We start from the raw sequence: 25,523 nt of genomic DNA, 5'->3' as shown, positions 1-25,523 counted from the left end.
GCCCCTACCCCCGGATTTCGATCTGTCCCGTCGGGGTCACCGCCGTTTCGAACCAGACGGAGGCCTCGTCCCGCTCGGTCACCAGTTCGGCGGTAATTTCGAATCGGATGTTCGTCGCGATGTCCTGCGAAGGGACATAAGTCACCGTGACGTTTCTGAGACGCGGCTCGAACTTTTCGATCGAATTTCGGATTCCCCGCTGAACCACCTCGACCATCTCCGGCAGGTTCTGGATAAACTCGGTCACATCGGGCATGCCGTACTCGGGCTGGGTCAACGAATGGCCCTGCTTGGTATTGAGCATATTCCGGAGATGACGCAAGATGGAGTCGGCCAGCTCCTGCGTATTCTCCTCGACGGTGAGCGGGCGGTACCCTGTTGGATCGGCAAGCCGCTCCAACAGGGACTTTTCACGCGCCATTGCTTAAACCTCTACTCGATCGGAACGACCCAATCGTCCTGCGCTTCGGTCTTGTCGATCTCATGTCTCCAAGACGCCTTCCGATAGGTAAAGGCGAGCTCTTCCATATGACCGTAAGAAGACATCGATTTGTCGAGGCAGTTCGGCATCCAGGGTCGGATGGAGACCACGACGGCATCTTCCAGGGTGATGGTGAAGTATTGCTCCTCGGTGCCTTTCATCGAGACCCGGTAAAATTTGAGGGTCACGTTGGTCAGATGCTCCCCGGTGCAGAGGGCTTGATAGAGCATGGGAGAGGCTTTGTCGAATTCCTTGACGACCTTCATCGCGCCGTGGATGCGCTTTCCGGCGGACAGACCGGTTTGGATGTCGGTGGGGATGCGGATCTCATGGTCGAGGGCCTGGACCAGGATCGTCCCTTCCCGTCCCTTCATGGTGCAGTTTCCTTTGATGTCCCCCTGCTTTTCTCCCTTCAGGGTCATGTGTGCTGGCATCGGCATGGTCATTTCCTCCTTCGTTTAGTTGTGAGTGTCATTCCTTGAGTGATTCTCTTTCAAACCCTCTTTCGAAACCCGATCGGCATCTAATGCAAAGGGAATACCATTCCGGATCATCGATCAAAAAGAAGAGCGGCGGCATTTCATCCCCGTTTCCTCGATTCTGAGAGGCCTTTTCTTCCCGGGATCTTCCTTCCGAAGCGTCCCGCTTCGCTCCCTTTTTCCGTATTTCAAAATAGGATTCCGATTTCCGGAAACCGCCGTTATTTTTTATCGAGCTTCCCGACCAGCGAGAGGGTGAAGAAGGAGCCCATATACTTGAAGTGCGGGCGGACCTTCATGTCGACCTTATACCAGCCCGGATCTCCCTCCACGTCGCTGACGGTGATCTCGGCCTGGCGCAAGGGCCGCCGTCCGCGGACCGCCGGATCGACGACGTCTTGATCGGAAACATACTGCCCGATCCACTTGTTCAGCTCCTTCTCCAGATCGACCCGCTCCTTCCAGCTTCCGATCTGCTCGCGCTGTAGGACCTTCAGGTAGTGGGCCATCCGGTTCATGATCATCATGTAGGGAAGCTGCGTGCCGAGCTTGTAATTCGTCTCGGCCTCTTTTCCCTCTTTGCTCTGGCCGTAATACTTCGGCTTCTGGCAGGAGTTGGCCGAGAAGAAGCAGGCGTTGTCGCTCCCCTTCCGCATCGCCAATCCGATGAATCCCTCCTCCGCCAGCTCGAACTCGCGCCGCTCGGAGATCAGGACCTCGGTCGGAATCTTGGTCTCGAGCGCGCCCATCGATTCGAAGGTGTGAACCGGGAGATCTTCCACCGCGCCGCCGCTGGTCGGCCCGATGACGTTGGGGCACCACCGGTACTTCGCAAAGCTGTCGGTGATCCGGGTCGCGAAAGCGAACGCCGTGTTCCCCCAGAGGTAGCTCTCATGGCTCTTGCTGACATCCTCGGTATAGGTGAACGCCTTGACCGGATTGTTCTCCGGATGATACGGAAGCCGGAGCAGGAAACGGGGGAGGGTCAAGCCGACGTAGCGCGCATCCTCCGATTCGCGGAAAGAATTCCACTTGATATACTGCGGCCCTTCGAAGATCGATTTGAGGTCTTTGAGGTTGGGGAGGCCGAGGAAGCTCTCCTGCCCGAAGAACTGGGGTCCCGCCGCCGCGATGAACGGCGCATGGGCCATCGCCCCGACGCTGGCGGCGTATTGGAGAAGCTTCACATCCTGCGGGCCGGGCCCGAAGTCATAGTTGGCGATCATCGCCCCGACCGGTTTGCCTCCGAACGTGCCGTATTCGGCCGTGTAGACCAACTTATAGAGACCCGACTTCGTGATCTCCGGCGCGTCCTCGAAGTCGTTGAGGAGATCTTCCTTGGAGACGTTCAAGAGCTCGAACTTGATGTTTTCCCGAAAGTTGGTCCGGTCGACCGCGAACTTCAGCCCCCGCCAGGCCGATTCGATCTTCTGGAAGGTCGGATGATGCATGATGGCATCCACCTGGGACGACAGCTTCCGGTCGATCTCGGCGATCATATCGTTGATGACCGTCTGGTGGACCTTCGCCCCTTTTCGATCGGGGGTCAGAAGCTCGGCGATGAAAGCCTCCACGCCGCGCTTTGCGATCGAGTATCCCTCCTCGGAGGGTTTTAATTTCGTTTCCTGCAGGATGGTGTCGAGCAGAGAGGTCTCTCCCTCGGCTGTTTCAACCGCCCCCGCCTGCTTCTCTTCCGTTTGTTCCGCCATGTTCTTGTCTCCTTATTTGATAAAAGAAGCGATCGGCCGTCCGCATTCAGCTAAAGATTTTATAAACTTCTAAGCTGACGGCTGACCGCTGACAGCTTATTTATTTTCCCCACCCAATTCTTTGAGCAATTTTTCTCGGGCCGCCACGTCGGAGATCAGGCCTTCGATCTTCTTTCGAAAAGCCGGGATGTTTCCCAACGGTCCTTTGAGCGCCTGGAGCGCGGTTCGAAGCTGGAGAAGTTTATTGAGCTCGGGGACCTGCTCCACCACCGATTCGGGACCGAAGTCCTTCATCTTTTCGAATTTCAGGTTGACCGGAAGCTCCTCCCCTTCTTTCCCGGAGAGCTTATTGGCCACATTCAACGAGATCTTCAGCTCCTGGTTCCGCATGACCTCTTCGAAATTATCTTTATCGATGTTGATCGGCTTCCGATCTTCGAGAGCCGTCTCTTCGCTCCGCAGTGTATAATCTCCCATCATGAGCATCTTCAAGGGAAGCTCGACTTCCGCCTGCGCCCCCCCCGTGGCCGGCTTGTAGACGATATTGACCCGTTCCTTCGGTGCGACGGATGATTCTTTTGCCATTGGTTTTCTCCTTTTTGAATGAATACAAAAATTTTTATTTCCGATCCAACTCCAACGCCGAGACCGGGTCGAGACGGCTGATCCGCCCGTAAATCGCCTCCGCCCGAACGGCCCACTCGGGGGAGCCCGGATCGGAATCCCGGGACAACCGGTTCAACACGCGCCAGGAGGCCCGAAGCACCTCCAGACTCAACGCCGGCTCCCACTCCTCCAGGGAAAAACGATCGATCTCCCGTTGAAGGGCATCGAGTTGAGAGAGGGCCACCTTCGGATGCCCGGCATCCAGACAAAGCTGGGCCAACGCCAGCTGCAATAGAAACCGCTCGCGCCGCGACGCGGCCCCATTGATTCGTTCTTGAAAAAGAGCGACCGCTCCCTTCGCCTCTCCCTGTCCGAGAAGTTGATTGGCCTGCGCCCGCGTCTCCGCAATCCGCGCGTCTGCGGCGCTTCCCTCCCCGGCGCCGTTCGAAGCTCCATTTCCTCCGGAGAGGACCTCTTTCTCAATCCACTGCTGCGTCTCATCGTCGGCAAAGGGGGTCCCGTCGGCGAAACGGCATCTCGGCAGATCGGGAAGCCGCTGCAGCAAGATCCGAACCTCACCCAACACGGCGCTTTTGATTCCGGCATAAGAAGAACCGAGATTGGAAAGGGCCAGCGCGCTGAGGCGCTGTAGGTCGAGCCAAAACGGATTTTCCGGAAGTTGCGCTTCGACCTGATCAACCAGATCCTTCCAACCTCTTTGCTCCACCAGCAGGCGCCCGCTCTCCACCAGATGGGAAGGGGGGGCCGGAATGCGGGTCTCCCAATCGGTATGGGCCGGAAGCCCGTCGAATCGCGACCAGGTCAGCGCGCGCATGATCTGGTAGGGCCATGGGTTCGTCGGCTGCTGGCCCCGGACGACGTCGGCCGCCCGGCGGATCACGTCGCCCGCTTCGCCGAAGGCCCGCTCGGCCTCTTCAATCGACTCGATCTTGCCGGAAGAGATCGCCGGTCCGGCCGACTCCGGCGACGTCGAGGCGCTTGGCGCCGGCGATTCGGTCCGGGCCGTGGCCGCTTCGGCGCTCTCGACCTCCCGCGCCCACTGGTCGACAGCGCGGCGCAGATCGCCAAGCCCCGGAGAATCGTTTGCGAGCTTCTCGCCGAAATATTTCTCAAGAGCGTCGATTTTCTCGCTGCAGGCGCGAACCTCTTTTCCCTCGCCGGGAACCGGCTTCTTGCGCCCGACCGCCACGCCCCCTTTTTCGGAAAGCCAGATCAGCGCGTTGATCCGCGCCCGCATCCGCTTCGTCTCCGGATAAAGGGTCTCCCAGAACGCTTCGACCATCCCCTCCATGCAGGAGAGCCCCGCCAAAAGACCGGCGTACCCCCGTTGCTCAAGCAGTCCGACGGAGACGTAGCTGGCCACAAGGAGATCCTTCGATTTCTTTTCCAAAATCTCCCGACCGGATCCGACCACCTCTTTCCATTGGACCGGGCCGCCGGAGAGCGCCTCCAGTTTTCCGATCTCCGCCTGAAGCTTCTCGAAGAGCGGATCATATTTGGCCGAATCGCCCGAAGGGGCGTCGGAGCGAATCGGCGTCGACCCGATTCCAACCCACTCTGCGATTTCGTCACTCATGAGAAACTCCGTAAAGAGATTTTTAAACCGCTCCCATCTTCTCTAGGAAGGCAGCCAACGATATCTCGCCGTTCTCCAAAACCGCCCGTCTCCCGGCATCGACCTTTTCTTTCACCGTCTGAAGTTCAACCGCCGTCTCCGGCGCCAACTCATACGCCGTCCCGCCGTCGAGGCTCGGGGCGATCAGGGAGAGAAAACTCTTCGCCGAGGGGGGCCCCATGAAGAGCATCATCCAGGGGGTCCCTTTCGCCGGCGTTCGATTCCAGAATAAGTTGAGAGCGGCCGGCGGCCGCTTCAGCATCCGGGCGATCAGATCAATCCAGAGGGGGATGTCCTCTTTGCGGTTCTTCTCCGAAGCGATCAGCGGAAACCTTAAACCGAAACCGAGCCGGCTCGAAGAAGTTTGGCGCATCGGCCCCAGAATCGCCAGAAGGTTCTGATCGACTTGATATTTTTTCGGGTGCTCGAACTCTCCAAAGAGCGCCGTCCAGAAGGCCCGGCTCGGCTCCCCTTGTAAAAAACGCCGATAGTTCTCCTCCTCCGCCGCGGGGGCGCGGTCGTCCGGGATGGGAAGGTTCATCCGTTCGAGATGCTCCAGAAACTCCTTCAACCGCATCCCCGACCCGCCCGACCGCGCCAGCGCGGCCGCCTCATTCAAAAAAGAGGCGTACGTCATCGGGGCGAATTGAATCGGCGCGGCGAACCGCTTCCGGTCGACCCTCAGGAAAATAAAGAAGGGGTAGGAGCGTCCCGCCTGATCCCGGCTCGGCGCCAGGGTCCCGATGAGAAAGCTGTCGGTCCCCTCCACCTGAAAAACAAAATTCCACGGATCGGCCTGAAAATAATCGGCCTCCCATCCCCTCCCCAACCGGGACTTCCCGGCGAGGATCCCCTCCTGCAGCCATTGATCGAGCGCGCGGACCTCCTCACCCGACGCGCGAAAGCGAATAAAATCGGAATGGATCGGGAGTTTTCCGAAGCAGCCGAAGGTTCCGTTTCCCATGGATCCTATTCTCCTAACCGATTCTGCCTGGACACAACGTCTCTGAGAAGAATCCCGACTTGAAAGGATTCTTCACACTCTGCGCTCTCAGGTCGTAACGGACTTTAATCGCCTTTCCATCCGGCCCCTTCAGCTCCCACTCGATCTTGTAAACGATACTGCTGACCGGGGTGATTTTTGCCGCGTCGAGGAGCTTGAAGAAACCCCATCGGCCTCCATACTGCTGCATCTGCCGGGAGCCGCCGCTCTGGACCTGAAGCATCGCCCCCGGTGTCCCGGAAGGTCCGGGCCAGGAGAATTCATGCCATTCCTGCGGCTCGTTCCGGTATCGGAGTTCCTTTCCGTCGGCGGAGAGAAGGATCTCGGTCACCCCGGAGCTCGGGTAAGGATAGAGGCTGAACGACAGCTTCAGATCGGGATTCCCCCTCGGGAAGAGACTCTCCGAGAGGTGCCGGGCCCGCCGGAGCGACTCCAGAAAGTCGGGCGACATCGCCGGGGCGGCCGAGGTCCGCTTGACCTCCCAGCGGCGGCTCCCCTCTTCGACGAAGGGCTTGAGCTCCTTCTCGTAGAACTTCCAGAGGGTCCCTTCCTGCGGATGGAAAAACTCCGCGATGTCGGTCAGGGTCGCATCTTCTCCCCCCTTCTTGAAGGGATACCGCCCCGCAATGCTCTGCTGGCACGGCTCGTAGACCTCACCCCGCCACCGGCGGTTCAGGTCGGCCATCGCCCCGCTCACCAGCCCGGAGGAGGCCATCTTGAACGGCTCCAGGAAAATCGGGGCCACCACCCGGCGGACCTCCGCGTCGGCCGTCTGGAGAAGGCGCTCGGCGTTCCTTTGAGCGACGAAGAGATCGTTCGACTGCCCGCTCGCCATCCCCTGGACCAACGCCTTGGCCCCCGCCGCATCGCCCGATTCCGCCAGCGGTTGAAGAACGTCATACGCCCTGCGCAATTCAGCGACGAGACGGGTCACCGGGGGCTCTTTCTTCGGGTCGGCCGAGGTCACGAAATCATGGAAAGATTGGAACCGGGTCGAAACCGGCGTCGGCTCAGAAGAAGCGGCGGGGGTCCCCTCCGTTTCGGCGGAACGCTCCATTCCGAACTTCTCCTTCACCCGCTCGACCATTCCCTTCATCGCGCCGCCATCGAGCGGCGCGGACTCTTTTCGAAGGTAGGTATTTCGATCAACCTCGGTAAAGAGCGCCACCAAGGGCGAATTCTCCTGCGAGAGAACCTCGAAGAGCTTCGCCGTCTCGGACATCCCCTCGGCGGACCGCAGCCGGATCGATTCGATAAATCCGCGCCACTGGCGTTGGTATTCGTCGAAGTAGCGCTTCTCGATCCCCGCCGCCACCGTCGTCCGCTCCGGCTCCGGCTCGCCGAGGACCCACTCCTCCCCGCCGACCTCTTTTTCTTGAAGGATCCGATCGAGCGACTCTTTGAACGGGCCCTTCCATCCCGCCTCGGTGAAAATGGCCGGGATCTTGTAATCGCTGAGAAGGGCCCCCTCTCCGTCCCCCTTCAAGGCGGTCTTGAGGGTATACGGCTCCGACTTTTCCGATCCCTCCCGGCGGATGCGCGTATAGAGGCGCTCCTCCAACGGAATCGCCCGAAGCCCCCGGCGAACCTCCTCGACCAGCTTTTCATTCAGCGTGAGCCGGGGAATCCCCTGTTGATTTGCGGCGCGGCTGTAAAAAGAAACCTGCTTGGCGATCCCGTCTTGAAGCCCCTCCGGGACTTGGTTCGCGTAGAGGGCCGGAAGCATCTCCCGCCAGATCTGCTGCAGCCGCTCGTCGAGGAAGGACGGATCGAGATGGGCCGGATCGGACATCATCAGGTAGATCTTCAAAAGCATGTAGTAATAATCGAAGTCCCGCCCTTCCGGAAGCTGCCGGGGATTCGACGCGAACCGCTCCAGATCGGCTTCGATCGCCCCCTGCGTCGGGCCGAGGAGGAGCTGGTTGAGCCGCTGGAAATAAAGATCCCGCATCGGCGGATAGAGGGTCCCCCCCCGGTAGAGGCCGCCGCGCAGGCGGAAAGGAATCCCCCCCTCCGCGTCGCTTTCGAGCCGGTCGAGCCCCTCCCGAAGCTGGTCCAGCTGCGCAACATTTTTCGGGAATTGCCGCTCGTCTCCCGGCGCCATCTCGGCCGCCGTCGACGCGCTCGACTTGATCGAGCCGAGATAGACCCGGTTTCCGACGAAGGAGAACGAGAGACCGACGACGGAAAGGATCGTGACGAGGACCGACCCGACGAAGACCGCCACCCGCAGGGCGCCGCGCTGGCGGGTCATGGCGTTGGAAGGTCCCGCCAGAACCTGGTCCTGGAAGATCACATCGGTGAAAAGGTTCTTGATGAAGTAGCTCTTCGACTCGACTTCCGAGCCGAACGAATCGCTGACCGCCTCGGAAAGGCCTGAGGCGCGGCTGACGGCGGTGAGAATCCGGTCGATCGGCCTCCCCTCCTGCGTTCCGCTGGTGAAGTAGAATCCGCGGAAGACCGGATTCTCCTGATACGGATTGTGGGCGAAGACCAGCTCCACGAACCGGGCCATCTTTTCCCGTCCGGAGGCCAGCTGCAGCGGGAAGCCGTAGACGTCCCGGACCTTCTGCGCCCCCCGCGCGGAGGCAAGCCGCGCCAGCCGCCGGGCGTCGAGCGCGTTGAAGAGCTGGCCGAACTCCGCGTCGAAGAGCTGTTGCGGCAAGGCGCCGGCGGGGGGATTCTTCGGCAGGGTCGCCCCCCAGATCTGCTCCCGCTCCGTTTTGCTGAAGTCTTCATAGAACTCGACGAAGCCGCGGATCAGATCGCACTTGGTAAAAAGAAGATAGACCGGAAAGACGATGCCGAGCCGCTGGATCAGCTCGTCGATTCTCGCCCGCATGTTTTTGGCGTGCCACTCCAGATCCTCCTCGCTCGCCTCCAGCAATTCGACGATGCTCATCGCCGCCAGGACCCCGTTGATCGGCTTCCCCTTCCGGTGTTTTTTCAGAAGATCGAGGAAGCCGTACCACTCCTCCCGGTCTTCATCCTGGGTGACGTAGCGGCCGGCCGTATCGAGGAGGACCGCCTCGCTGGTGAACCACCAGTCGCAGTTGCGCGTCCCGCCGACCCCCTGCACCCCGCGGCTCGACCCGCCGAGATAAGGGAACTGCAAGCCGGAATGTAACAATGCGGTGCTCTTCCCGGAAGCGGGGGGGCCGATGAACATATACCAAGGGAGGGCATACAGGGCGGTCCTCCCGGAGCGGCCCTTCCCCAGCTTCGACTGCTTCAGCGCGGCGACCGCCTTGTCGAATTGGCCTCCGAGCTCCTCGATCTCTTCCTTCCGGTCGGGCCGGCTGCTGACCGCCTGCTCCTGCGCCTGTTTTTGAAGCGACTTCTCCAGCTGCTTTGCCCCCTGCTCGGCGCGGTAGCGGTCGATCACGAGGAAGAGCGACCAGAAGAAGAGGATGGCGACAATCAAAAAAAGCCGCGTTTCGAGCTTCTCCAGCCAGAGGGAGGGGCCGGCGAACCAGATGAGACAGATCAGCAGAAAAATCGCGACGGCCGCCGTGACCCGGGGGAATCGGGTCATCGCATTGACGAGGGCTTTGAGACCTTTCAACAAAAACTTCATCGTCCCCCCCCGATCAATTGCTGGATCTCATTTGCGATTCCGTTGGCGTCCCGGCTGATGAGAAGAGAAAGGGAAATATATAAAAGGAAGACGATCGCAAAACAGGAGACGGCCACCACCCAGGAGGGAATCCCCTGCTTCACCATCTCGATCAATTCGTCCGGGCGCTTGCCGTGCGGCGAAAGGAGCGGGACCTCTCCCGGCCTCGGCTGGATCTCCCGGGCGAGCCCGTCGATCAGATCTTTGAGCTTCTCCCGTCCGTGGAGCTTGTATTGCCCCTCAAACCCGAGGACCAGGCAGAGATAATAAACCTCTACGACATCACGATTGGAAGAGATTGATTTGCGAAGGCCGTCGAGCCGGTTGAAGAACTCCACCCCGGCGACGTTTTCCCGGAAGAATTCATACTGCAGCGGCCGGGCCGACCAGGCGTCGCGATGGGGAGAAGGGACGCCGAGAATCATCTCGTCGAGGAAAGCGGCGACGGCGAAGCGCGCCTGCTGGACCGCGTCGTCGGGAACCGCGAGGCGTTTCGCCTCCCGCTCCGCCGCGTTGAACATCTCCACCAGCCGCATCCGCAATGCGTCGGGGGTGCCGTAGTCGCGTGCGGTTTTCAGATGGGCCCCCAAGATGAAAAGGTCGGAGAAAAGATCGACCAGCCGTTTTCTTTCTCCTGCATTCGCGCTTGCCATTGAAGCCTACTCCTTTATTGCAAAAAGCTCGACGGTGAAGCCATTCAGATCTGCAGGAAGGTAGAAGGCGACGGCGTGTGAACGGCAGATCGAATCCCAAAGGGGCCCTTGATTCTCAAGTCGAAAATAATGGTGCCCGATTTTTGGAGAGAGACCTGAAGGCGGACGGGCGGTGTAGGTTAGCTTGAGCCCCGGCAATGCCGAGGTGACGATGGTATCGAGATCGAGCGGGGCGCCCGCCTTGATTCGCCGCGGGGTCCACTCCCGGATCTGATCTTCCGGAAGGTTACCGGTCACCCCGAGGTAGAATTGAGACGTCTCCAAAAGCCGCTCATCGGCGATCCGGCCGACCAGCGTATTCTCCCGGCTCTTCTCCAGCGGGATGACGGTATGCCGCGTCGGGGTGACCCCCTCCACCAGGCTTCTGATCCGCAGCTCCAGCTCCCGGAAGGTCTTCGTGAGGTCGTGGTGCTGATACGGAGGGAGATCGCGCGGATGCTGGTCGGGCGACGCCGTGGTCAGCTCCCCCGCCATCGAAGCGAGGGTCAGATAGAGCGCTTCGGGATGGATCTTCCCGAGATGGCTGTAGTGGGACAAAACCGGAATCGACCGGTTGAGGGTTTGAAGAAGGGTCATGCGGACCGGATCGAACGACCCCGGATCGTCCCGCTGCCCGGCCAGGGCGCTCCGCTTGGCGGAGAGGAGTTCCAACAATCCGCGAATCAGCCGCATCAGATATCCGGAGGCGGAGATCGCCAAACAAGGGGGGATATAGGTTTCCCGAAGGGCGAGGTTTCCCCCGGCGGTCCGGACCAGCTCGGCGATCTTGAGAGTAACCGCCCCCGACATCTCCTCCCCCGAGAAGAAGAGCCGGAGATTTTTCCGGGCGACGGCGATCTCCCGGATATTTCCGCCGGTGTTGAAATCGGCTACCTTAATATAGGAGGCGGTGTAACGGGTCGATCGCGTGTCACCCCCCTCCTCCAACCGGCAGTTGGCGGCATCGGGCTGTTCGGCCGGAATCCCGAGGTAGACATCGAGGTGGTCGAGGGCCGGCGGGAAAAGATCCCCGATCGGCCGCGTCTCCGGGGAAGGATCGGTCTCCGGAATCTCGACCACGAGACCGTCGGGCATCACCCCGTGCAGGCCGAGCAGAGCGACCGTTCCGTTGGCCAGCGCCTCTGTATCGATGTCGATCCGGGCGACCCCCCCGCCGAATCGGGTCATCGCGCCGAGGAGCTTGGAGAGATTCCGCTCCTGAAACCGGTCCCAATGCTGAAAGTGGTGGGGCGATAGAAACATCCCCTCGCTCCATACTACTTTTTGATCTTTATCCATAGGAATTGATCCTTTATTCCCTTAATCGATGTTGGCCGCCTTCACCGTCTGCGCTTCGACGCTGATCTCCACCGAGCGGACCTTTTTCCCTTTTAGCGGGATGATCTCCCGCCAATCGTTTCCCTCCGGCTTTCGGAAGAGGGCCATCAGCGCCAGATACTCCGCCCCCTCCTGCGGATCGACTTTGACCTCGACCTTCGTATCGGGGAGGAGGGTGATCTCCTGCCGTTCCAACAAATCCCCTTCGAGAATTTTCTCATCCTCTTTCCAGAGGGAGATAAAGTCGGCCCCCTCGATTTTCTCTTTCCCCTTCAACTGGTAGACGCGGACGATCACCGGAAGGGGGTTGCCGCCGTCGTCGAGATTCAACGTTTTGGAACCGGCCAGCGAAAGGTTGATGACTTTTTTCCCGCAGGCCGGCAGCCCGAATGAAACCGCGCAAAGGAGCAAGATCAATGAAAACTTAAGAAGTTGTTTTCTTCTTTTTCTGGATGGAGAGATAGCCCTCCGCAAAATAGGGTCCCAAAATCTGTTCAAATGTCCGAACCTCCTCCTCTGATAACTCCCGATGTTTTTCCCGGAATCGATCCCACGCCGCCAATTTGGCCAGCGGGCCGATCCGGAGGGCGCCCCCCTCTCGCCGCTCTTTTCCCTCCAGGGTGTCCGGATCCAACTGCTTCAGCAGCCCGCGCAGGCATTCCCGAAATCCGGCCATCATCCCGACCTGATGAAGCGCCAGGTCGGTGAAGACATCTTCCAGATCGGCGATCACCTTCTCGGTCGACTCCGAAATATTCATGTCAAAAAGATAGGCTCCGATCTCCCGGCTCCCCTCGACCACTTTGATCGGGTTCGGTTTGCGCAGGAAGATCCGGGTCGACTCGACTTCGAACCCCGCCTCAAACTCCCGCCGTCCTTTCACCGCGTCTGCGAGCGAGTCGACCATGACCTTTAAGACCCGATCGAGACGGTCGACGAAAGCGGTCATCTCTTCCGGCGCGTCCAGCGTCTCTGCATTTTCAAAATATTTTCCCGCCAGCTTCTTTAAGGCTTCATGTGCCGCCCGGCCGGCCGCAATCTCCCGCATCTGTTCGGGGGGGAGCGTATCGGCCGATTTCCGCTTCACCCGCTCCTGCTGATACTCCGGCTCCGGGAAGCGGGCCTCGACCAGATCGAGAAGCCGTCTCGCCCTCCCCTCGTCGAGGCTGAAAACCGCCTTCCGGAGAATCTCGGCGATCCGGGACCGCCGCCCTTCGGAATCTGCTTGATGATCGGCGTAGGCGCGGCTTAATTCCTCCAGGAGGGTTTCGGTCTCCTCCGCCGTTCCTGAAAAGTTCAGGGTGGCGTCCGAAACCTCGACCGCCTCCAGTTTGGTCTCCTCCCGAATGATCGGGAAAAACTGAAGGACGAAGTTGCCGATGGCGATCTGGTCTTCCGGGCCGAGCGGGTATTCCTTTCCGGAAATCAACGGCTCCCCGTTCAGCCGCGTCCCGTTTTTGCTCCCGATATCGATCAACAGGAATTGATCCTCCTTCCGGCGGATCTCGGCATGTTTCCCCGAGACGATGCGTCGCGGATCCTCCAGCTGGACCTCGTTGGAATCCTGGCGGCCGATTCGGACCACCTCCTGCTCATATTCGCATTCGACCGCCTCATTTCCGGTCTTGTCCAAAATACTCTCGATGACTAATTTGAATGGCATTTACCCGTTCCGAACCTCGCTCAGTTCTTTCCGGATGAGGTCGCACGCCTCGAGAATCTCCCGGTTCCGCTCGCGGGAGCCGAAGAGCTCCAATTTGATTCGCCCCCCCAGCCGTTCCGCGTCGGCGGTCACCCCCGCCATCAGGCCCCCGAGCTGATCGAGCGGGACCTCGACCCGATTCTGAATGAGGCGAAATCCGATCAAGAGCGCCTCGATCCACAGATCGTCCGGGATCGCATCGCAGCCGTTTTCTCTCTCCTGCTGCCGATGGAAGATCGCTTTTTTCGAAAGGATCTCCCCTTCCTTCCGGAGGTAAAACCGGAGCCGGCGCGACAGGAATTGCTTCTCCTGGTTTTCCAACGAGAGGGAAATCGGGCCGAGCTGCCCCGCCGTTCTGTCGACCGCCTCGTAAACCCCCTCCATCTCCTGCCGATCGTTGACGAGAAGCGTCCGAAAGAGAATCATCCCCAGGCTGTAGAGATCGCACGGAATATGAAGACTCTTGTAGATCATGACTTCCGACCGGGCGAAAACCTTCTGCCGCGCTTTTTCAAATCCCTCCCAAACCGCGGGGGAGACCGGCTCGGTGACCCCTTCGAGAAGAACCCCCCGTTCCGCGGAGCCCCGCTTGCTCGCCCAGATCCGAAGCGATTCCCCCTCCTCGGAGAGGTGCGGGGCGACAAGAAAGAGGTCCCCCAAAGAATAATCAGCCCCCTTCAGACGGTCGGAGACCAGCTGGGCCTGAACGATCCCCCGGATCTCTCCCGGCGGGGAGTCCCGCATCCGCTCCGTCGATCGAACCAGGAGGGTCGCCGTCTCCTCCTGCTCAAGCCCCTGCCGCCTCACGAGGGGCGCCGAATAAAGAGGATGCGCATCCGGGGGAGGGCTGAAGAGCTGTGCGGGAAAGTCGGCCGGCATTCCCGGCGGGGTAAATCGATCGGCCAATTGGAGATTCGACGTATCGAGGGAAAAACCCCATCGGACCGGCAGGAACGGTTCGGTCGCCGCCGCCATCGTCAGTCGGAGATGGGCCGGCTGAAGATTCAAGAGGGGCCGTTGATGCGCCTGATGAATGCCTTGGATTCGGCGGCATAAACCGGTGAAAAGATTCCACTTCAGCCAGAGGACCTCCAGGGAATAGCGTTGTCGATCCTCCGAGAAAAGGAATTGAGGAGAAGATGAAAAATAGGACGCGAAAGGACGAAGCGTCTGCTGCCGCGCAATCGAAAAACCGGAGCGGCTCCACCGATCCAATGCCTCTTCCCAAACGGCCCCTCCCAGAAGGTCGCTGAACTCGTCATACTGAAGAGACATTTGTCCCGGTAAACGCTCATCATCCATGAAAGCACCTGAGGTTTTCGGAGGTAGAACTGCGGATAGGCGCTAATATTGAAGAAAAACAAGAGGAATGTCAAGCGATTTTCCATGGTCCGCGGCGGACTATTTTCGATGGCATCATCCCTTAAAAGAGGAGGCCGGGAGAGATTGAATCCCGGGATTTCCCATCCCCGTGGGCGGCGACGATCGGCACGGAATCGAACCGGCCTCCTTCGGGATCTCATTGGCTTATCGGCAAAATTATGGTAATTTGGACGGTGCAGAGCGGTTCGAAAAACGGCTTGAATCAGAGGGAGGGATTCATCGATGGGTACCTGGAGGCGGATCAGACGCGATCTCGCGCTTGCCGCGACCGGATTTCAGGAAGCGACCGTCGCGATCGCCGAGCGGGTCCATCATCGGGTCCAGCATGTCAAGATCTCATTGGAGATGTCCGAACTGGAGCGTCGGATCAGGGAATACCAATCGATCTTGGGAGAGAAGACGTACCGGAAGTTTGAGGCCGGAATGACCGATTTGGATCTTCTCTCCCAAGAGCCCGAACTCGCCGATCTCGGCCGCGAGATCAATGCACTTCAAAACCGGCTGACCCTGATTGAAGAACAATCGACGGAAGAAGAACCGCTCCGCCTTTTTGAGCATGTCCTGGAAGATTCCGGTCTGGTCCTGCAACATGCGGTCATTCCGAACGGGTTTCCCTGGATTGGAAAAGCCATTCAGGAATGGAACCTCCCGGCGGAGATGCGGATTGTCTACGTTCGGAAAAAGAATGGGGTCGAGGTGGCGAACGGACGGACGGTCGTGGAGCCGCATGACCAGATCACCTACATCGGCCCGCGGAGAAAAATACATATTTACAAACTGTTCTGGTTCAACGGTTAAAGTTAAATCGGATGGTTTTCGCGGACCACTCGACAGGCCCGCGTGTTTCGTTAAAATCGTTCAGAAGGGACCCTCCCCGTATCTCTCCTCAAGTTTTTTGATGTGCGCATACAACTTTGGTTTTTCCAGCTGCATCTTCTCGAACTGGATGCCGACTGCAAAGTGGTTTTGATCCGGAAGCGGCGCCACCCAAACCACCTTTCCGGAGACCGATTCGACGATTTTCTCTTCTTGAATCGTCAGGGTCAGCTCAACGAGGACAAGATCCCCCTTCCGATACCGTTCCTTACTGTATATCCCCAGGCCGTCGGTTGAGATGTCACGGATCAAAACATACTCTTTTGATTCCATCCCCTCGGGCGTGAGGCGGGCGATGGAGATCAGTGGAATCCTGGCCCGTTTCCTTTTGCTTCTCATCATGAATCCTCTGATGAAAAGGTATCACACTTTATCCCCCCGTCAACAATTGACGATGACTACGGAAACCCGCTCACTTTTTTCGCGACAGTCGATGTGGATTCCATCAGCCCGCTTCGTACGACGACCGATCGAATTTGATTTTGATTGAATTCGAGTGTATTCTCCTTTCGAATTAAATGAGGCCGCCCCTTGCTGATACCGCTCCTTAATACAACGCCTCAGACCCTCCTTCACCTCCCCGGCTTCCTGCCGAGCGCGATCCTGGCGGGGGTCTTGTATCTGATCCTGCTTCGCGCCCGCGGCTCGAAGTGGCGGCTCGCGATTCTCTCTCTTCCCGGCACCTTTTCCCACGAGCTGCTCCATCTGATCGTCGGTTTCCTTCTCCTGGCGAGGCCGGCCGGCTTCTCTCTTCGGCCCAAACGCGCCGGGGAGGGCTGGGCCCTCGGCTCGGTCTCCTTTCGTAAAATAAACATGTTCAACGGCGCTTTTGTCGCCCTCGCCCCCCTGCTCCTCCTCCCCTTGGCTTGGCTCTGCTTGACCGGCCTGGCGGCCCCTTTTTGGGCAAATCATCAGTGGGGGGGATGGCTCGCGACCGGCTACTTCACCTCCACGCTCCTGCTCGCCGCGATCCCTTCCCCTCAGGACATCAAGGCGGGGCGCCGGTCGCTTCTCCTATATGGAACCGTCGGCGGGCTCTGGTGGTTGTGGGGCTCACCCTCTTGGCCGAATTGGTTTCATTGAGATGGAATGGAGATGAGCGAAATTACGTTTCAAGAGATTCAGACCGCCGCGCGCCGGCTGGAAAAGAATGCGCACCGCACGCCGGTCGCAACTTCAGATCAGCTGAATGACATCGTCGGCGCCGAGGTTTTTTGTAAATGCGAAAACTTGCAACGGGTCGGCGCGTTCAAGTTTCGGGGCGCATTTAATTTGATCGGCCAATTGAGCGAGGCGCAGCGCGAATCAGGGGTGGTGGCCTTCTCCTCCGGAAACCATGCCCAGGCGGTGGCGCTGGTCGCGAAGCGGCTCAAGATCCCCGCCGTCATCGTCATGCCGCGCGACTCCCCCGCCGTAAAGCTGGCGGCAACGCGCGGTTACGGCGCGGAAGTGATCCTCTATGATCGTCTCAAAGACAACCGGGAAGCGATCGCGAAACAATTGTCGGAGAAAAGGGGCCTGACGCTCGTGCCGCCGTTCGACCATCCGCACATTATCGCCGGGCAGGGAACCGTCGCGCTGGAATTCCTCGCCGACATCCCCGATCTCGATTTTCTTGTGGCGCCGATCGGGGGAGGCGGGCTGATCAGCGGATGCAGCATCGCGGCCCATGCAATCCGGCCCGGAATTCGGATCGTCGGGGTCGAGCCCGAAACGGCGAATGATACTTTCCTCTCCCTGAAGCAGGGGAAAATCATCTCCACCCCGCTCTCCCGGTCGATCGCAGACGGGCTCCTCTCCCCCGCGCCGGGCCGGCTCACTTTTCCGGTCATGCAACAACATTTGGAATCGGTCGCGTTGGTCACCGATGCGGAGATCGCCGAAGCGGTCCGCTTCATGCTGATTCGGATGAAGCTGCTCGTCGAGCCGAGCGGGGCGGCCGGCGTTGCCGCGTTGATGGCGGGCAAGGTTCCAGGCCTGCGGGGCAAAAGGGTCGGCGTCGTCCTCACAGGCGGGAATGTCGATCCCTCGCTGCTGGGAATGATGTTGATTTCAAAAGATGATAATAGATAGACCTATACTTTAAACCTAAACTTCCTTTCAGGCCATTTATAAAATATACTGCCGTTGAATTTATCTCTTGCCTTTTTATCAATTGTGTATTTTAGTAGATGATGACATCGTGGGAACGTGAGGGACTCTTCCGATGAAGCGACATCATGGGAGACAAAGAAAATGAATGAAGACCTCGAACAGCGCGTCGTTGAACGGACCAGAGCGTTGGCGGCCGCCAACGAAGCATTGCAGAAAGAAGTCGCCGAACGCCGACGGGCTGAAGATGCATTGCGGTTAAGCGAGGAGCGGTTCCGTAAAGCATTCGATCGGGCGCCGATCGGCATGACCCTGACCGGCCTCGACGGCCGCTGGATCGAGGTCAATCATGCTTTCTGCCAGATGGTCGGATATTCCGAACAGGAGCTTGTCGGAATGAACTTTCGCGCCATCATGAATCTGGACGACCTCGACGCGAACCTGAAAGGCTTCCGGGAATTGCTCAATCGGGAGAAAGATCCGTTCAAAATGGAAAAGCGCTTTTTCCACAAAGACGGCCACACCGTTTGGGTGAGCGTCAGCGCCACCGTCGTTCGCGACCCGGACGGAGAGCCGCTCTATTTTGTCGCACAATTGGAGGATTTAACCGAGCGAAAACAGGCGAAGGAGGCGCTGCAGCGGTTCCAGTTCTCCATGGAGCATGCGCCGGACGCGGTCTTCTTTATGACCCGCGAGGCCGGCTTCTCTTATGTGAATGAACAGGCGTGCCGCTCGCTCGGCTACACCCGTGATGAGCTGTTGAGTCTGAAACTCTGGGATATCGATCCCGTTTTTTCGAAAGAGCGATGGGAGGAGATTATCCAAAACCGGATCGATACGGTACATACCGAAACCTTGCACCGGCGCAAGGACGGCGTCTTTTTTCCAGTGGAGGTTTCGGCGCGGCATCTCTGGCACGGCGACGACGAGTTTCATGTCGCTTTCGTCCGCGACATCTCCGAGCGGAAGCAGATCGAAGAGCAGCTCCGGCATGCGCAGAAGCTGGAGGCGGTCGGCCAGCTGACGGGAGGGGTGGCCCATGAATTCAACAACCTGCTGACGGCGATCACGGGGAGCCTCGCCCTGATTCTGGAACAACTTCCCGCCGGGAGCGAGTTGTTCGGCCTGGTCGATGTCGCCCAAAAGGCGGCATGCCGGGGGGCCGGGCTGACCCAACAGCTTCTCTCGTTCAGCCGGAGAAGCCCGGTCGATCAACGGCCGCAAGATCTCGGGAAAGAAGCCAAAGAGGCGGTTCATCTTTTACGGCAGGCGATCGACCGCCAGATTCAGATCGAGATGAAGGTCGACCCCGGCCTTTGGCTCATTCTGGCCGATGCGGGCCAGATGAACCAGCTCATCATGAACCTCTGTGTCAATGCCCGCGACGCCCTGATGGAGCGGATGGAACGGCGCACGAACGTCCCGACGCCGCCGGGGTGGGAGCCGTGCATCTTGATCCGTGTCGAAAATATCGAAGTCGATGACGCGCATTGCCGCATCTACCCCAACGCCAAAAGGGGCCGTTACGTCCGTCTCACCGTTTCCGACAACGGCAGCGGGATCGATGAGGCGATTCGTCATCGCATCTTCGAGCCGTTCTTCACCACAAAAGAAATCGGGCGCGGCACCGGGCTGGGACTCTCCGCCGTCTATGGGATCGTCGCGGAGCATCAAGGATGGATCGAATTGCAGAGCGCGAAAGAGGAGGGGACCACCTTTCGGATCTATTTCCCGCAGACGGAGCAATCCCCTCTTTCGAGGCAGACGCTCTCCTCCGAGAGGCCCGCGACGGAGGGTGGAAAGACTATTCTCCTGGTCGACGACGAAGAGGCGATCCGCCTTCTGGGAAAAACGATTCTCGAATGCAAAGGATATAAAGTGCTCACCGCGGGGAACGGTCTAGAGACCCTCGCGCTCTTATCGGGAAAGAAAAAAGAGATCGATCTGGTCATTCTCGACTTAACCATGCCCCACCTCTCCGGGGAAGAAGTCCTCCGTCAGCTCGACCAAATCGGCCCGAGTTTAAAAATCATCGTGTCGAGCGGCCATCGGACCGAAGATGCCTCTTACTTCAAAAAGATCTCCTATTTACCGAAACCGTATCGCCCCGACGATCTTCTCCGAACGGTCGCGGAAGTCCTGCGACAGGCCTGATCCGACGGTTACGATGAATGCGGCCCTTCCTCTTTTCGTATCATCTCGATCTCCGCAAGAAGCTCTTCTTCCGTGATCACCCCCTTTTTGAGAAGAAGAGAAATCGTCGCCTCCTGGAAATACCGCCCCCTTTCGGCGTGGCTCTTCCCTCCTTCGTAGGTGATCTTCTCCTTCCCGTTTTGAACCGCTCCCCCCGACGCGCCCCGGCCGGCCGCCTTGGAGGCAAAGCGGGCGATCAGAATAATCGCCGTTAATCCAAGTAACAATAAAAAAACAAAGCCCATTTCTTCCGCCTCACGTTATTAAATCTTTTCGATCATCGCTTCATCCAACAGACGGAGCCCCAGAAGGTCGCGCGCGCTCCCCCCCGGAACAAAGATCTCCAGATGCCCCGAGCTGTTCACGATGAGATTGGCTGCGCCCTTCTTCCCCTCCGCATAATTCTTCTTCAGACCCGACAGTCGAACCCCCTTTACAGCGAGCGCCCATTCGGATCCGCCGATCGACCCTTTCAAATCGGCCTCGGTCACGTTGGCAATCGCGTTTCCGAAACGATCGATATAGACAATTTTTCCAACGATCTCTCCCTCCCCTCTTTTGGGCCAAAGCCCTTCGATGACAACGGGGTCTTTGATCTCGGCGCCCAATGCCTCCGGCGGCGTCCCCGTCGCGAGAAGGGCCGCGATTGGGGCGAAATGATCCCGGCCGGCGAACGTCGGGCTCTTTTCCAATGAGAGGAGCGGCGTCTCGCCGACGGCATAAACCCGGCCTCCTTTCCTCTGAAGGATATAAGTGAGGATGCCGTTGTCGGGAGCCACGTAGCGCTGTCCTCCCTCGGCGGCGATGATTTTCCGCCGATCGGTTCCAACGCCGGGATCGACGACCGCCAGATGAACCGTTCCTTTTGGAAAATAAAGCGAGGCCTCCTTGAGGACGAAGGCGGCGGTGATCAGATCTTGCGGAGGGATCTCATGGGTGATGTCGATCAGCGAAACGCCGGGGGCCCTTTGGAGCAGGACCCCTTTGACGCTTCCGACGAAGTAATCGCTTAAGCCGAAATCGGTGGTGAGGGTGATGATAGGGACCGGGGGCCGGGGGTCAGGGGTCGGAGAAAAAAAAAGCCGATTGCGCTGCTTTCCGGGTTTGCCTTTTGCCGGCCCCCGGCCTCCGGCCCCTGGCCCCTGCATTCTTCACTCAAATGTGATTTTGAGAATTTCGTATTCGACGGTCTTGGAGGGGGTGACGATCGAGACCGAGTCGCCGACCCGCTTTCCGATCAGCGCTTTTCCAACGGGGGATTGAACGGAAATTTTTCCATCCTTCAGATCGGCCTCGTCTTGGCCGACGAGGGTATACTTCTTTTCTTCGTCGGTTTGAAGATCCATAATGGTGACGGTGACGCCGAAGACCACCTTTTCGGTCGAGAGATTGCTCGTGTCGATCACCTGCGCGTTCGCCAGCTTGTCTTCCAGCTCCCGGATCCGTCCCTCGACGAAACTCTGCTTCTCCTTCGCCGCCGCATACTCCGCGTTCTCGGAAAGATCGCCGTGCGCTCGCGCCTCCGCGATCAGGGCGATGACGTGGGGACGCTCGACGCGTTTGAGCCGCTCGAGCTCCTCTCGAATCTGCTCATACCCTTTTTGGGTCATGGGTACTTTCACTTTTTTCCTCCCATCTCTGCATGATACTCCTGGAGCGTCTTGACCGCCACTCCCCCTTTCAGCAGCGCTTCAATTCCGCGCACCGCCGCTTTGGCCCCCGCAATCGTGGTGAAATAGGGAATGCTGTAGTACAAAACCGTCTGCCGAATCGAAAAAGAATCGACCTGAGAGACCTTGTCGCCGACCGTGTTGATCACCAGATGAATCTCGCGGTTCTTGAGGGCGTCAACCACATGCGGTCTCCCCTCTTTGACCTTATAGATCCGCTCGACGGTCATCCCGTGTTGTTCGAAATAAGCGGCGGTTCCGGCGGTGGCGATCAGGCTGAAACCGAGCTCGAAGAGCCGCTTCGCCGTCGGTAAAATCGCCGGCTTGTCTTTGTCCTTGATGCTGATGAAGACTTTGCCGGAGACAGGAAGAAAATTCTCCGCCCCCGCCTCCGCCTTGGCGAAGGCTCGGCCGAAATCGTGATCGATCCCCATCACCTCGCCGGTCGATTTCATCTCGGGGCCGAGGATCGAATCGACATTCAATCGCTTGAACGGAAAGACCGCTTCTTTGACGGCGATATGGGTGATCGGCCGCGCCTCAAAAACCCCCTGCTCCCGCAGCGGCTTCCCGAGAATCGCCTTCATGGCGATCTTCGCCAACGGCAGGCCGATCGTCTTGCTGACGAAGGGAATCGTTCGGGAGGCGCGCGGGTTCACCTCCAGAATATACACCGCTCCGTCTTTAACTGCAAACTGGACGTTCATCAAGCCGACGACGCCGAGCTCTTTGGCCAGGATGATCGTCTGCGCGCGGATCGTCTCCAAAATCGACGGGCTCAACGAGAAGGGGGGGAGCGAGCAGGCGGAGTCGCCCGAATGGACCCCCGCCTCTTCGATATGCTCCATGATCCCGCCGACGAAGACCTCTTGGCCGTCGCCGACCGCATCGACATCGATCTCGACCGCGTCCTCCAGGTATTTGTCGACGAGGACCGGGTGCTGCGGCGACGCCTTCACCGCATGGGTCATATACTGGCGCAGGCTCTCCTGGTCGTAGATCACCTCCATCGCCCGCCCGCCGAGAACATACGACGGACGGACCATCACCGGATAACCGATCTCTCCCGCCGCCTTCAGCGCTTCGGGATAGGAGCGGGCGAGGCCGCTCTGCGGCTGCTTCAGTCCGAGTTTTTCCAACAATGTTTTAAATCGCTCCCGGTCTTCCGCCCGGTCGATCGCATCGGAAGAAGTTCCCAAGATCCGCACCCCTTCTTTTTCGAGGGGGACGGCCAGCTTCAACGGGGTCTGCCCGCCGAACTGGACGACGACCCCTTCCGCCCCCTCCCGCCGGACGATGTGGAGAACGTCCTCCAGCGTCAGCGGCTCGAAGTAAAGCCGGTCGGAGGTGTCGTAATCGGTGCTGACCGTCTCCGGGTTGCAGTTGACCATGATGCTCTCATAGCCGATCTCTTTCAACGCCGCGACGGCATGAACGCAGCAGTAGTCGAACTCGATCCCTTGCCCGATCCGGTTGGGGCCGCTCCCGAGGATGATCACCTTCTTCCGCTCGGTCGGGGCCGCCTCGCACTCCCGATCGTAGGTCGAGTAGAAATAAGGGGTATACGCCTCGAATTCGGCGCCGCAGGTGTCGACCCGCTTGTAGACCGGAAGGAGCCCCTCTTTCTCCCGCCAGGCGCGGACCTCTCCCTCCGAGCACCCGACCAGGTTCCCGATCCGCCGGTCGGAATATCCCGCCTCCTTCGCCGTCCGGAGAATATCTTCGCCTGTTGGAATGTCCGTCGTAGAGACGTCCCGCCGGGACGTCTCTACAGGGGATCTTGCCCCCCACTCTTTTAGCTTTCGCTCGATCGCAATAATTTCTTGAATCTGATCGAGGAACCAAGGGTCGATCTTGGTCAATTGATGGATCTCGTCGATCGAGACGCCGAGCCGGAGGGCGTCGGCGACCTGCCAGAGCCGGTTGAAGGTCGGGCGGGTCATCATCTCCTTCAGTTTTTTCCCGTCCCCATCGAGCGCGGTATAACGCGGCTCCAGGCTGTCCCGTTTGATCTCCAGCGACCGGAACGCTTTCAGGAGGGCCTCTTTGAAATTTCGGCCGATCGCCATTACCTCTCCGACCGATTTCATCTGGAGGGTCAGGGTCGGGTCGGCGCTCGGGAATTTCTCGAAGGCGAACCGGGGGATCTTCACCACCACGTAATCGAGCGTCGGCTCGAACGAGGCGGGGGTCACACGGGTGATGTCGTTTCGGATCTCATCCAGGGTAAGACCGACCGAGAGCTTGGCGGCGATTTTGGCGATCGGGAAGCCGGTCGCCTTCGAGGCGAGCGCCGAGCTTCGAGAGACGCGCGGGTTCATCTCGATCACCCGCATCTCGTCGCTCTTCGGGTTGAGGGCGAACTGGATGTTCGACCCGCCGGTGTCGACGCCGACGCCGCGGATGATCCGGATCGCCGCGTCGCGCATCCGTTGATACTCTTTGTCGGTCAGGGTCTGCGCCGGGGCGACGGTGATCGAATCGCCGGTGTGAATCCCCATCGGGTCGAGGTTCTCGATCGAGCAGATGATGACGACGTTGTCGTGTTTGTCCCGCATCACCTCCAGCTCGAACTCCTTCCATCCCAACACCGACTGCTCGATCAGCACCTCATGGATCGGGCTGCTTGAGAGGCCCGCTTCGACGCAGCTCTCGAATTCCTCGCGGTTGTAGGCGATGCTCCCCCCGGCGCCGCCGAGGGTGAACGAGGAGCGGATGATCGACGGGAACCCGGTCTCCGCCACCACCGCCAGCGCCTCTTCCCGGTTGCGCGCGCGCCCGCTCTTCGTGTACTCCAGACCGGCCTTCTCGATGACCCGTTTGAAGGCTTCGCGATCTTCCGCCCGCTTGATCGAGTCATACTTGGCCCCGATCAGCTCGACGCCGAACCGCTCCAGAACGCCGGTCTCGTAAAGCGCCACCGCCATGTTGAGCGCCGTCTGTCCTCCCATCGTCGGAAGGAGCGCATCGGGGCGCTCGCGGGCGATGATCTCTTTCAGCACCTCGACGGTGATCGGCTCGATATAGGTCCGGTCGGCCACCTCCGGATCGGTCATGATCGTCGCCGGGTTGCTGTTGACCAGGATCACCTGGTATCCCTCTTCACGGAGCGCCTTGCAGGCCTGTGTCCCGGAGTAATCAAACTCGCACGCCTGCCCGATGACGATCGGCCCAGGGCCGATTAGGAGAATTTTATGAATGTCGGTTCGCTTCGGCAATTATTTTCCTTATTTACAATTGATTAATTCACTGAAAGTAACGACCTTAAGTCGTGCAGAGGCGTTTATTACCATGGATCGAATTTTGATTCGACAACACTTGTAAAATCTTGTTTATAGCGACTATCTGTATAGTGGTTCTTGCACGTCTTGCAATTCCAATATCCCTCACCGTTACCTTGCAAATGTATAAGCTCGCTATCTTTGTCATAACACTGCTGACAAAATGGTCCATCCTTCTCCTTGTCCACCAACCAATAGTATGGAGCCTCCCATTTCAGCTTTGCTTTTATTTCGATTGCCTCTTCCAATTCCTTTATCTTCTTATCTTTTGTTGAGATCAAATCCTGAATTTCTGCAACCTGCATCTTAGTGTCAGCAAGGGCACTGATTAGCTCGGCAAGTTTTAGCTTTTGTTCTGCCTTTTCAAAAGAAAGATCTGTATCTCGAAAAAACTTTGCAATGTCGGAGGCAGTTTTAATGCTGCTAAGCATCGACGAAATTGTGACAATGTCAGTCATTTTTACCACCTCCTATTTTGCTGAAGCCCTTGCAATCGTCAGTTCATCTATTTCCGCGTTGTCGAGATACCACCGGTTTGAACCTTTTTTGCGTGGGCCAATTCTAGTTCGTATCTTTGCCTATTTGCTTCTTCTAAATTTTGAAACTTAAAAATCCCCTTTGGATAAACGATGGAATTCAGTTGGTCCGCAAATGCCCAAAGTTCGGCTACTCTTTTAAAGTACGCCTCATCCGGATTGAAATTCCATAGGGCTCGTTCCGCTTCTTCAAACGTTCTATATTTGTAGACCGGCATCAGACTTCTCGAT

The 25,523-nt window shown here is 58.7% G+C and carries 23 protein-coding genes; 4 read left to right on the top strand and 19 right to left on the bottom strand.

The window, feature by feature from the left end; translation table 11 throughout:
- Nucleotides 1-4 precede the first annotated feature (4 nt).
- The 12 genes from tssE to MNODULE_RS16810 all read right to left on the bottom strand — a co-directional run bounded on the left by tssE (nucleotide 5) and on the right by MNODULE_RS16810 (nucleotide 14,564).
- A complete protein-coding gene (gene tssE / locus MNODULE_RS16865) occupies nucleotides 5-421 on the bottom strand; it encodes a type VI secretion system baseplate subunit TssE (RefSeq protein ID WP_168061984.1) in 417 nt (138 codons plus the stop codon).
- 11 nt (nucleotides 422-432) lie between these two features.
- Nucleotides 433-921, bottom strand: a complete 489-nt coding sequence (locus tag MNODULE_RS16860; protein WP_168061982.1) for an Hcp family type VI secretion system effector — start codon at nucleotides 919-921, stop codon at nucleotides 433-435.
- 260 nt (nucleotides 922-1,181) lie between these two features.
- Complete coding sequence (tssC, locus tag MNODULE_RS16855) at nucleotides 1,182-2,669, bottom strand: type VI secretion system contractile sheath large subunit (RefSeq protein WP_168061980.1); 1,488 nt, start codon at nucleotides 2,667-2,669, stop codon at nucleotides 1,182-1,184.
- 96 nt (nucleotides 2,670-2,765) lie between these two features.
- Complete coding sequence (tssB, locus tag MNODULE_RS16850; RefSeq protein WP_168061978.1) at nucleotides 2,766-3,254, bottom strand: type VI secretion system contractile sheath small subunit; 489 nt, start codon at nucleotides 3,252-3,254, stop codon at nucleotides 2,766-2,768.
- Between the two features lie 34 nt (nucleotides 3,255-3,288).
- Nucleotides 3,289-4,872, bottom strand: a complete 1,584-nt coding sequence (gene tssA, locus MNODULE_RS16845; RefSeq protein WP_168061976.1) for a type VI secretion system protein TssA — start codon at nucleotides 4,870-4,872, stop codon at nucleotides 3,289-3,291.
- A 22-nt stretch (nucleotides 4,873-4,894) separates the two neighbouring features.
- Nucleotides 4,895-5,875, bottom strand: a complete 981-nt coding sequence (gene tagF, locus MNODULE_RS16840; RefSeq protein WP_168061974.1) for a type VI secretion system-associated protein TagF — start codon at nucleotides 5,873-5,875, stop codon at nucleotides 4,895-4,897.
- 13 nt (nucleotides 5,876-5,888) lie between these two features.
- Nucleotides 5,889-9,491, bottom strand: coding sequence for a type VI secretion system membrane subunit TssM (tssM, locus tag MNODULE_RS16835; RefSeq protein WP_168061972.1), 3,603 nt, complete (start codon nucleotides 9,489-9,491; stop codon nucleotides 5,889-5,891).
- Entirely contained in the window at nucleotides 9,488-10,183 is a 696-nt protein-coding gene (gene icmH / locus MNODULE_RS16830; RefSeq protein WP_168061970.1) for a type IVB secretion system protein IcmH/DotU, read from the bottom strand. The genes tssM and icmH overlap by 4 nt, the downstream gene beginning before the upstream one ends.
- Nucleotides 10,184-10,189: 6 nt before the next feature.
- Nucleotides 10,190-11,521, bottom strand: a complete 1,332-nt coding sequence (tssK, locus tag MNODULE_RS16825; protein ID WP_168061968.1) for a type VI secretion system baseplate subunit TssK — start codon at nucleotides 11,519-11,521, stop codon at nucleotides 10,190-10,192.
- 21 nt (nucleotides 11,522-11,542) lie between these two features.
- A complete protein-coding gene (gene tssJ / locus MNODULE_RS16820) occupies nucleotides 11,543-11,977 on the bottom strand; it encodes a type VI secretion system lipoprotein TssJ (RefSeq protein WP_168061966.1) in 435 nt (144 codons plus the stop codon).
- Between the two features lie 7 nt (nucleotides 11,978-11,984).
- The gene (gene tagH / locus MNODULE_RS16815) at nucleotides 11,985-13,223 is read right to left on the bottom strand and encodes a type VI secretion system-associated FHA domain protein TagH (RefSeq protein ID WP_168061964.1); all 1,239 of its coding nucleotides are present in this window, start codon (nucleotides 13,221-13,223) and stop codon (nucleotides 11,985-11,987) included.
- Complete coding sequence (locus MNODULE_RS16810; protein WP_168061962.1) at nucleotides 13,224-14,564, bottom strand: hypothetical protein; 1,341 nt, start codon at nucleotides 14,562-14,564, stop codon at nucleotides 13,224-13,226.
- 303 nt (nucleotides 14,565-14,867) lie between these two features.
- Between MNODULE_RS16810 and MNODULE_RS16805 the strand changes: the two genes are divergently transcribed.
- Nucleotides 14,868-15,443 (top strand): TrkA C-terminal domain-containing protein, encoded by a 576-nt coding sequence (locus MNODULE_RS16805; RefSeq protein ID WP_168061960.1) that lies wholly within the window; start codon nucleotides 14,868-14,870, stop codon nucleotides 15,441-15,443.
- Between the two features lie 60 nt (nucleotides 15,444-15,503).
- On the opposite strand, the gene MNODULE_RS16800 is transcribed toward MNODULE_RS16805, so the two are convergent.
- Nucleotides 15,504-15,863: a PilZ domain-containing protein gene (locus MNODULE_RS16800; protein ID WP_168061958.1), complete on the bottom strand. Its 360-nt coding sequence runs from the start codon at nucleotides 15,861-15,863 to the stop codon at nucleotides 15,504-15,506.
- 189 nt (nucleotides 15,864-16,052) lie between these two features.
- Between MNODULE_RS16800 and MNODULE_RS16795 the strand changes: the two genes are divergently transcribed.
- The 3 genes from MNODULE_RS16795 to MNODULE_RS16785 all read left to right on the top strand — a co-directional run bounded on the left by MNODULE_RS16795 (nucleotide 16,053) and on the right by MNODULE_RS16785 (nucleotide 19,766).
- Entirely contained in the window at nucleotides 16,053-16,604 is a 552-nt protein-coding gene (locus MNODULE_RS16795; protein WP_168061956.1) for a hypothetical protein, read from the top strand.
- 6 nt (nucleotides 16,605-16,610) lie between these two features.
- On the top strand, nucleotides 16,611-17,594 hold the full coding sequence (locus MNODULE_RS16790) for a threonine ammonia-lyase (RefSeq protein ID WP_202882250.1): 984 nt from the start codon (nucleotides 16,611-16,613) through the stop codon (nucleotides 17,592-17,594).
- Between the two features lie 162 nt (nucleotides 17,595-17,756).
- The gene (locus tag MNODULE_RS16785; RefSeq protein WP_168061954.1) at nucleotides 17,757-19,766 is read left to right on the top strand and encodes a PAS domain-containing hybrid sensor histidine kinase/response regulator; all 2,010 of its coding nucleotides are present in this window, start codon (nucleotides 17,757-17,759) and stop codon (nucleotides 19,764-19,766) included.
- Between the two features lie 8 nt (nucleotides 19,767-19,774).
- Here the strand turns inward: MNODULE_RS16785 and MNODULE_RS16780 are convergent, their stop codons facing one another.
- From MNODULE_RS16780 to MNODULE_RS16755, 6 genes are all read right to left on the bottom strand, one after another.
- On the bottom strand, nucleotides 19,775-20,050 hold the full coding sequence (locus MNODULE_RS16780; RefSeq protein WP_168061952.1) for a hypothetical protein: 276 nt from the start codon (nucleotides 20,048-20,050) through the stop codon (nucleotides 19,775-19,777).
- 18 nt (nucleotides 20,051-20,068) lie between these two features.
- A complete protein-coding gene (locus MNODULE_RS16775) occupies nucleotides 20,069-20,953 on the bottom strand; it encodes an SAM hydrolase/SAM-dependent halogenase family protein (protein WP_168061950.1) in 885 nt (294 codons plus the stop codon).
- 3 nt (nucleotides 20,954-20,956) lie between these two features.
- Nucleotides 20,957-21,415 (bottom strand): transcription elongation factor GreA, encoded by a 459-nt coding sequence (greA, locus tag MNODULE_RS16770; protein WP_168062597.1) that lies wholly within the window; start codon nucleotides 21,413-21,415, stop codon nucleotides 20,957-20,959.
- Between the two features lie 8 nt (nucleotides 21,416-21,423).
- Nucleotides 21,424-24,693: a carbamoyl-phosphate synthase large subunit gene (gene carB / locus MNODULE_RS16765; protein ID WP_168061948.1), complete on the bottom strand. Its 3,270-nt coding sequence runs from the start codon at nucleotides 24,691-24,693 to the stop codon at nucleotides 21,424-21,426.
- Between the two features lie 68 nt (nucleotides 24,694-24,761).
- A complete protein-coding gene (locus MNODULE_RS16760) occupies nucleotides 24,762-25,214 on the bottom strand; it encodes an MCP four helix bundle domain-containing protein (RefSeq protein WP_168061946.1) in 453 nt (150 codons plus the stop codon).
- A 47-nt stretch (nucleotides 25,215-25,261) separates the two neighbouring features.
- A complete protein-coding gene (locus MNODULE_RS16755; protein ID WP_168061944.1) occupies nucleotides 25,262-25,510 on the bottom strand; it encodes a hypothetical protein in 249 nt (82 codons plus the stop codon).
- Between the last annotated feature and the right edge of the window lie 13 nt (nucleotides 25,511-25,523).

The organism is Candidatus Manganitrophus noduliformans, assembly GCF_012184425.1.
In the GTDB taxonomy this organism is placed as follows: domain Bacteria; phylum Nitrospirota; class Nitrospiria; order SBBL01; family Manganitrophaceae; genus Manganitrophus; species Manganitrophus noduliformans.
Note: the sequence above shows the minus strand (reverse complement) of the source record. Positions and strands in the feature narration are given on the sequence as shown.

What these genes read in the sequence shown, in the direction of transcription:
- MNODULE_RS16810 (WP_168061962.1), bottom strand. Translation starts at nt 14,564, where the DNA reads ATGGATGATGAGCGTTTACCGGGACAAATGTCTCTTCAGTATGACGAG.
- MNODULE_RS16805 (WP_168061960.1), top strand. Translation starts at nt 14,868, where the DNA reads ATGGGTACCTGGAGGCGGATCAGACGCGATCTCGCGCTTGCCGCGACC.
- MNODULE_RS16790 (WP_202882250.1), top strand. Translation starts at nt 16,611, where the DNA reads ATGGAGATGAGCGAAATTACGTTTCAAGAGATTCAGACCGCCGCGCGC.
- tssM (WP_168061972.1), bottom strand. Translation starts at nt 9,491, where the DNA reads ATGAAGTTTTTGTTGAAAGGTCTCAAAGCCCTCGTCAATGCGATGACC.
- MNODULE_RS16780 (WP_168061952.1), bottom strand. Translation starts at nt 20,050, where the DNA reads ATGGGCTTTGTTTTTTTATTGTTACTTGGATTAACGGCGATTATTCTG.
- MNODULE_RS16760 (WP_168061946.1), bottom strand. Translation starts at nt 25,214, where the DNA reads ATGACTGACATTGTCACAATTTCGTCGATGCTTAGCAGCATTAAAACT.
- MNODULE_RS16800 (WP_168061958.1), bottom strand. Translation starts at nt 15,863, where the DNA reads ATGATGAGAAGCAAAAGGAAACGGGCCAGGATTCCACTGATCTCCATC.
- MNODULE_RS16785 (WP_168061954.1), top strand. Translation starts at nt 17,757, where the DNA reads ATGAATGAAGACCTCGAACAGCGCGTCGTTGAACGGACCAGAGCGTTG.
- tssA (WP_168061976.1), bottom strand. Translation starts at nt 4,872, where the DNA reads ATGAGTGACGAAATCGCAGAGTGGGTTGGAATCGGGTCGACGCCGATT.
- tssB (WP_168061978.1), bottom strand. Translation starts at nt 3,254, where the DNA reads ATGGCAAAAGAATCATCCGTCGCACCGAAGGAACGGGTCAATATCGTC.
- tagH (WP_168061964.1), bottom strand. Translation starts at nt 13,223, where the DNA reads ATGCCATTCAAATTAGTCATCGAGAGTATTTTGGACAAGACCGGAAAT.
- MNODULE_RS16860 (WP_168061982.1), bottom strand. Translation starts at nt 921, where the DNA reads ATGCCGATGCCAGCACACATGACCCTGAAGGGAGAAAAGCAGGGGGAC.
- tagF (WP_168061974.1), bottom strand. Translation starts at nt 5,875, where the DNA reads ATGGGAAACGGAACCTTCGGCTGCTTCGGAAAACTCCCGATCCATTCC.
- tssK (WP_168061968.1), bottom strand. Translation starts at nt 11,521, where the DNA reads ATGGATAAAGATCAAAAAGTAGTATGGAGCGAGGGGATGTTTCTATCG.
- MNODULE_RS16775 (WP_168061950.1), bottom strand. Translation starts at nt 20,953, where the DNA reads ATGCAGGGGCCAGGGGCCGGAGGCCGGGGGCCGGCAAAAGGCAAACCC.
- greA (WP_168062597.1), bottom strand. Translation starts at nt 21,415, where the DNA reads ATGACCCAAAAAGGGTATGAGCAGATTCGAGAGGAGCTCGAGCGGCTC.
- MNODULE_RS16755 (WP_168061944.1), bottom strand. Translation starts at nt 25,510, where the DNA reads ATGCCGGTCTACAAATATAGAACGTTTGAAGAAGCGGAACGAGCCCTA.
- tssC (WP_168061980.1), bottom strand. Translation starts at nt 2,669, where the DNA reads ATGGCGGAACAAACGGAAGAGAAGCAGGCGGGGGCGGTTGAAACAGCC.
- tssE (WP_168061984.1), bottom strand. Translation starts at nt 421, where the DNA reads ATGGCGCGTGAAAAGTCCCTGTTGGAGCGGCTTGCCGATCCAACAGGG.
- icmH (WP_168061970.1), bottom strand. Translation starts at nt 10,183, where the DNA reads ATGGCAAGCGCGAATGCAGGAGAAAGAAAACGGCTGGTCGATCTTTTC.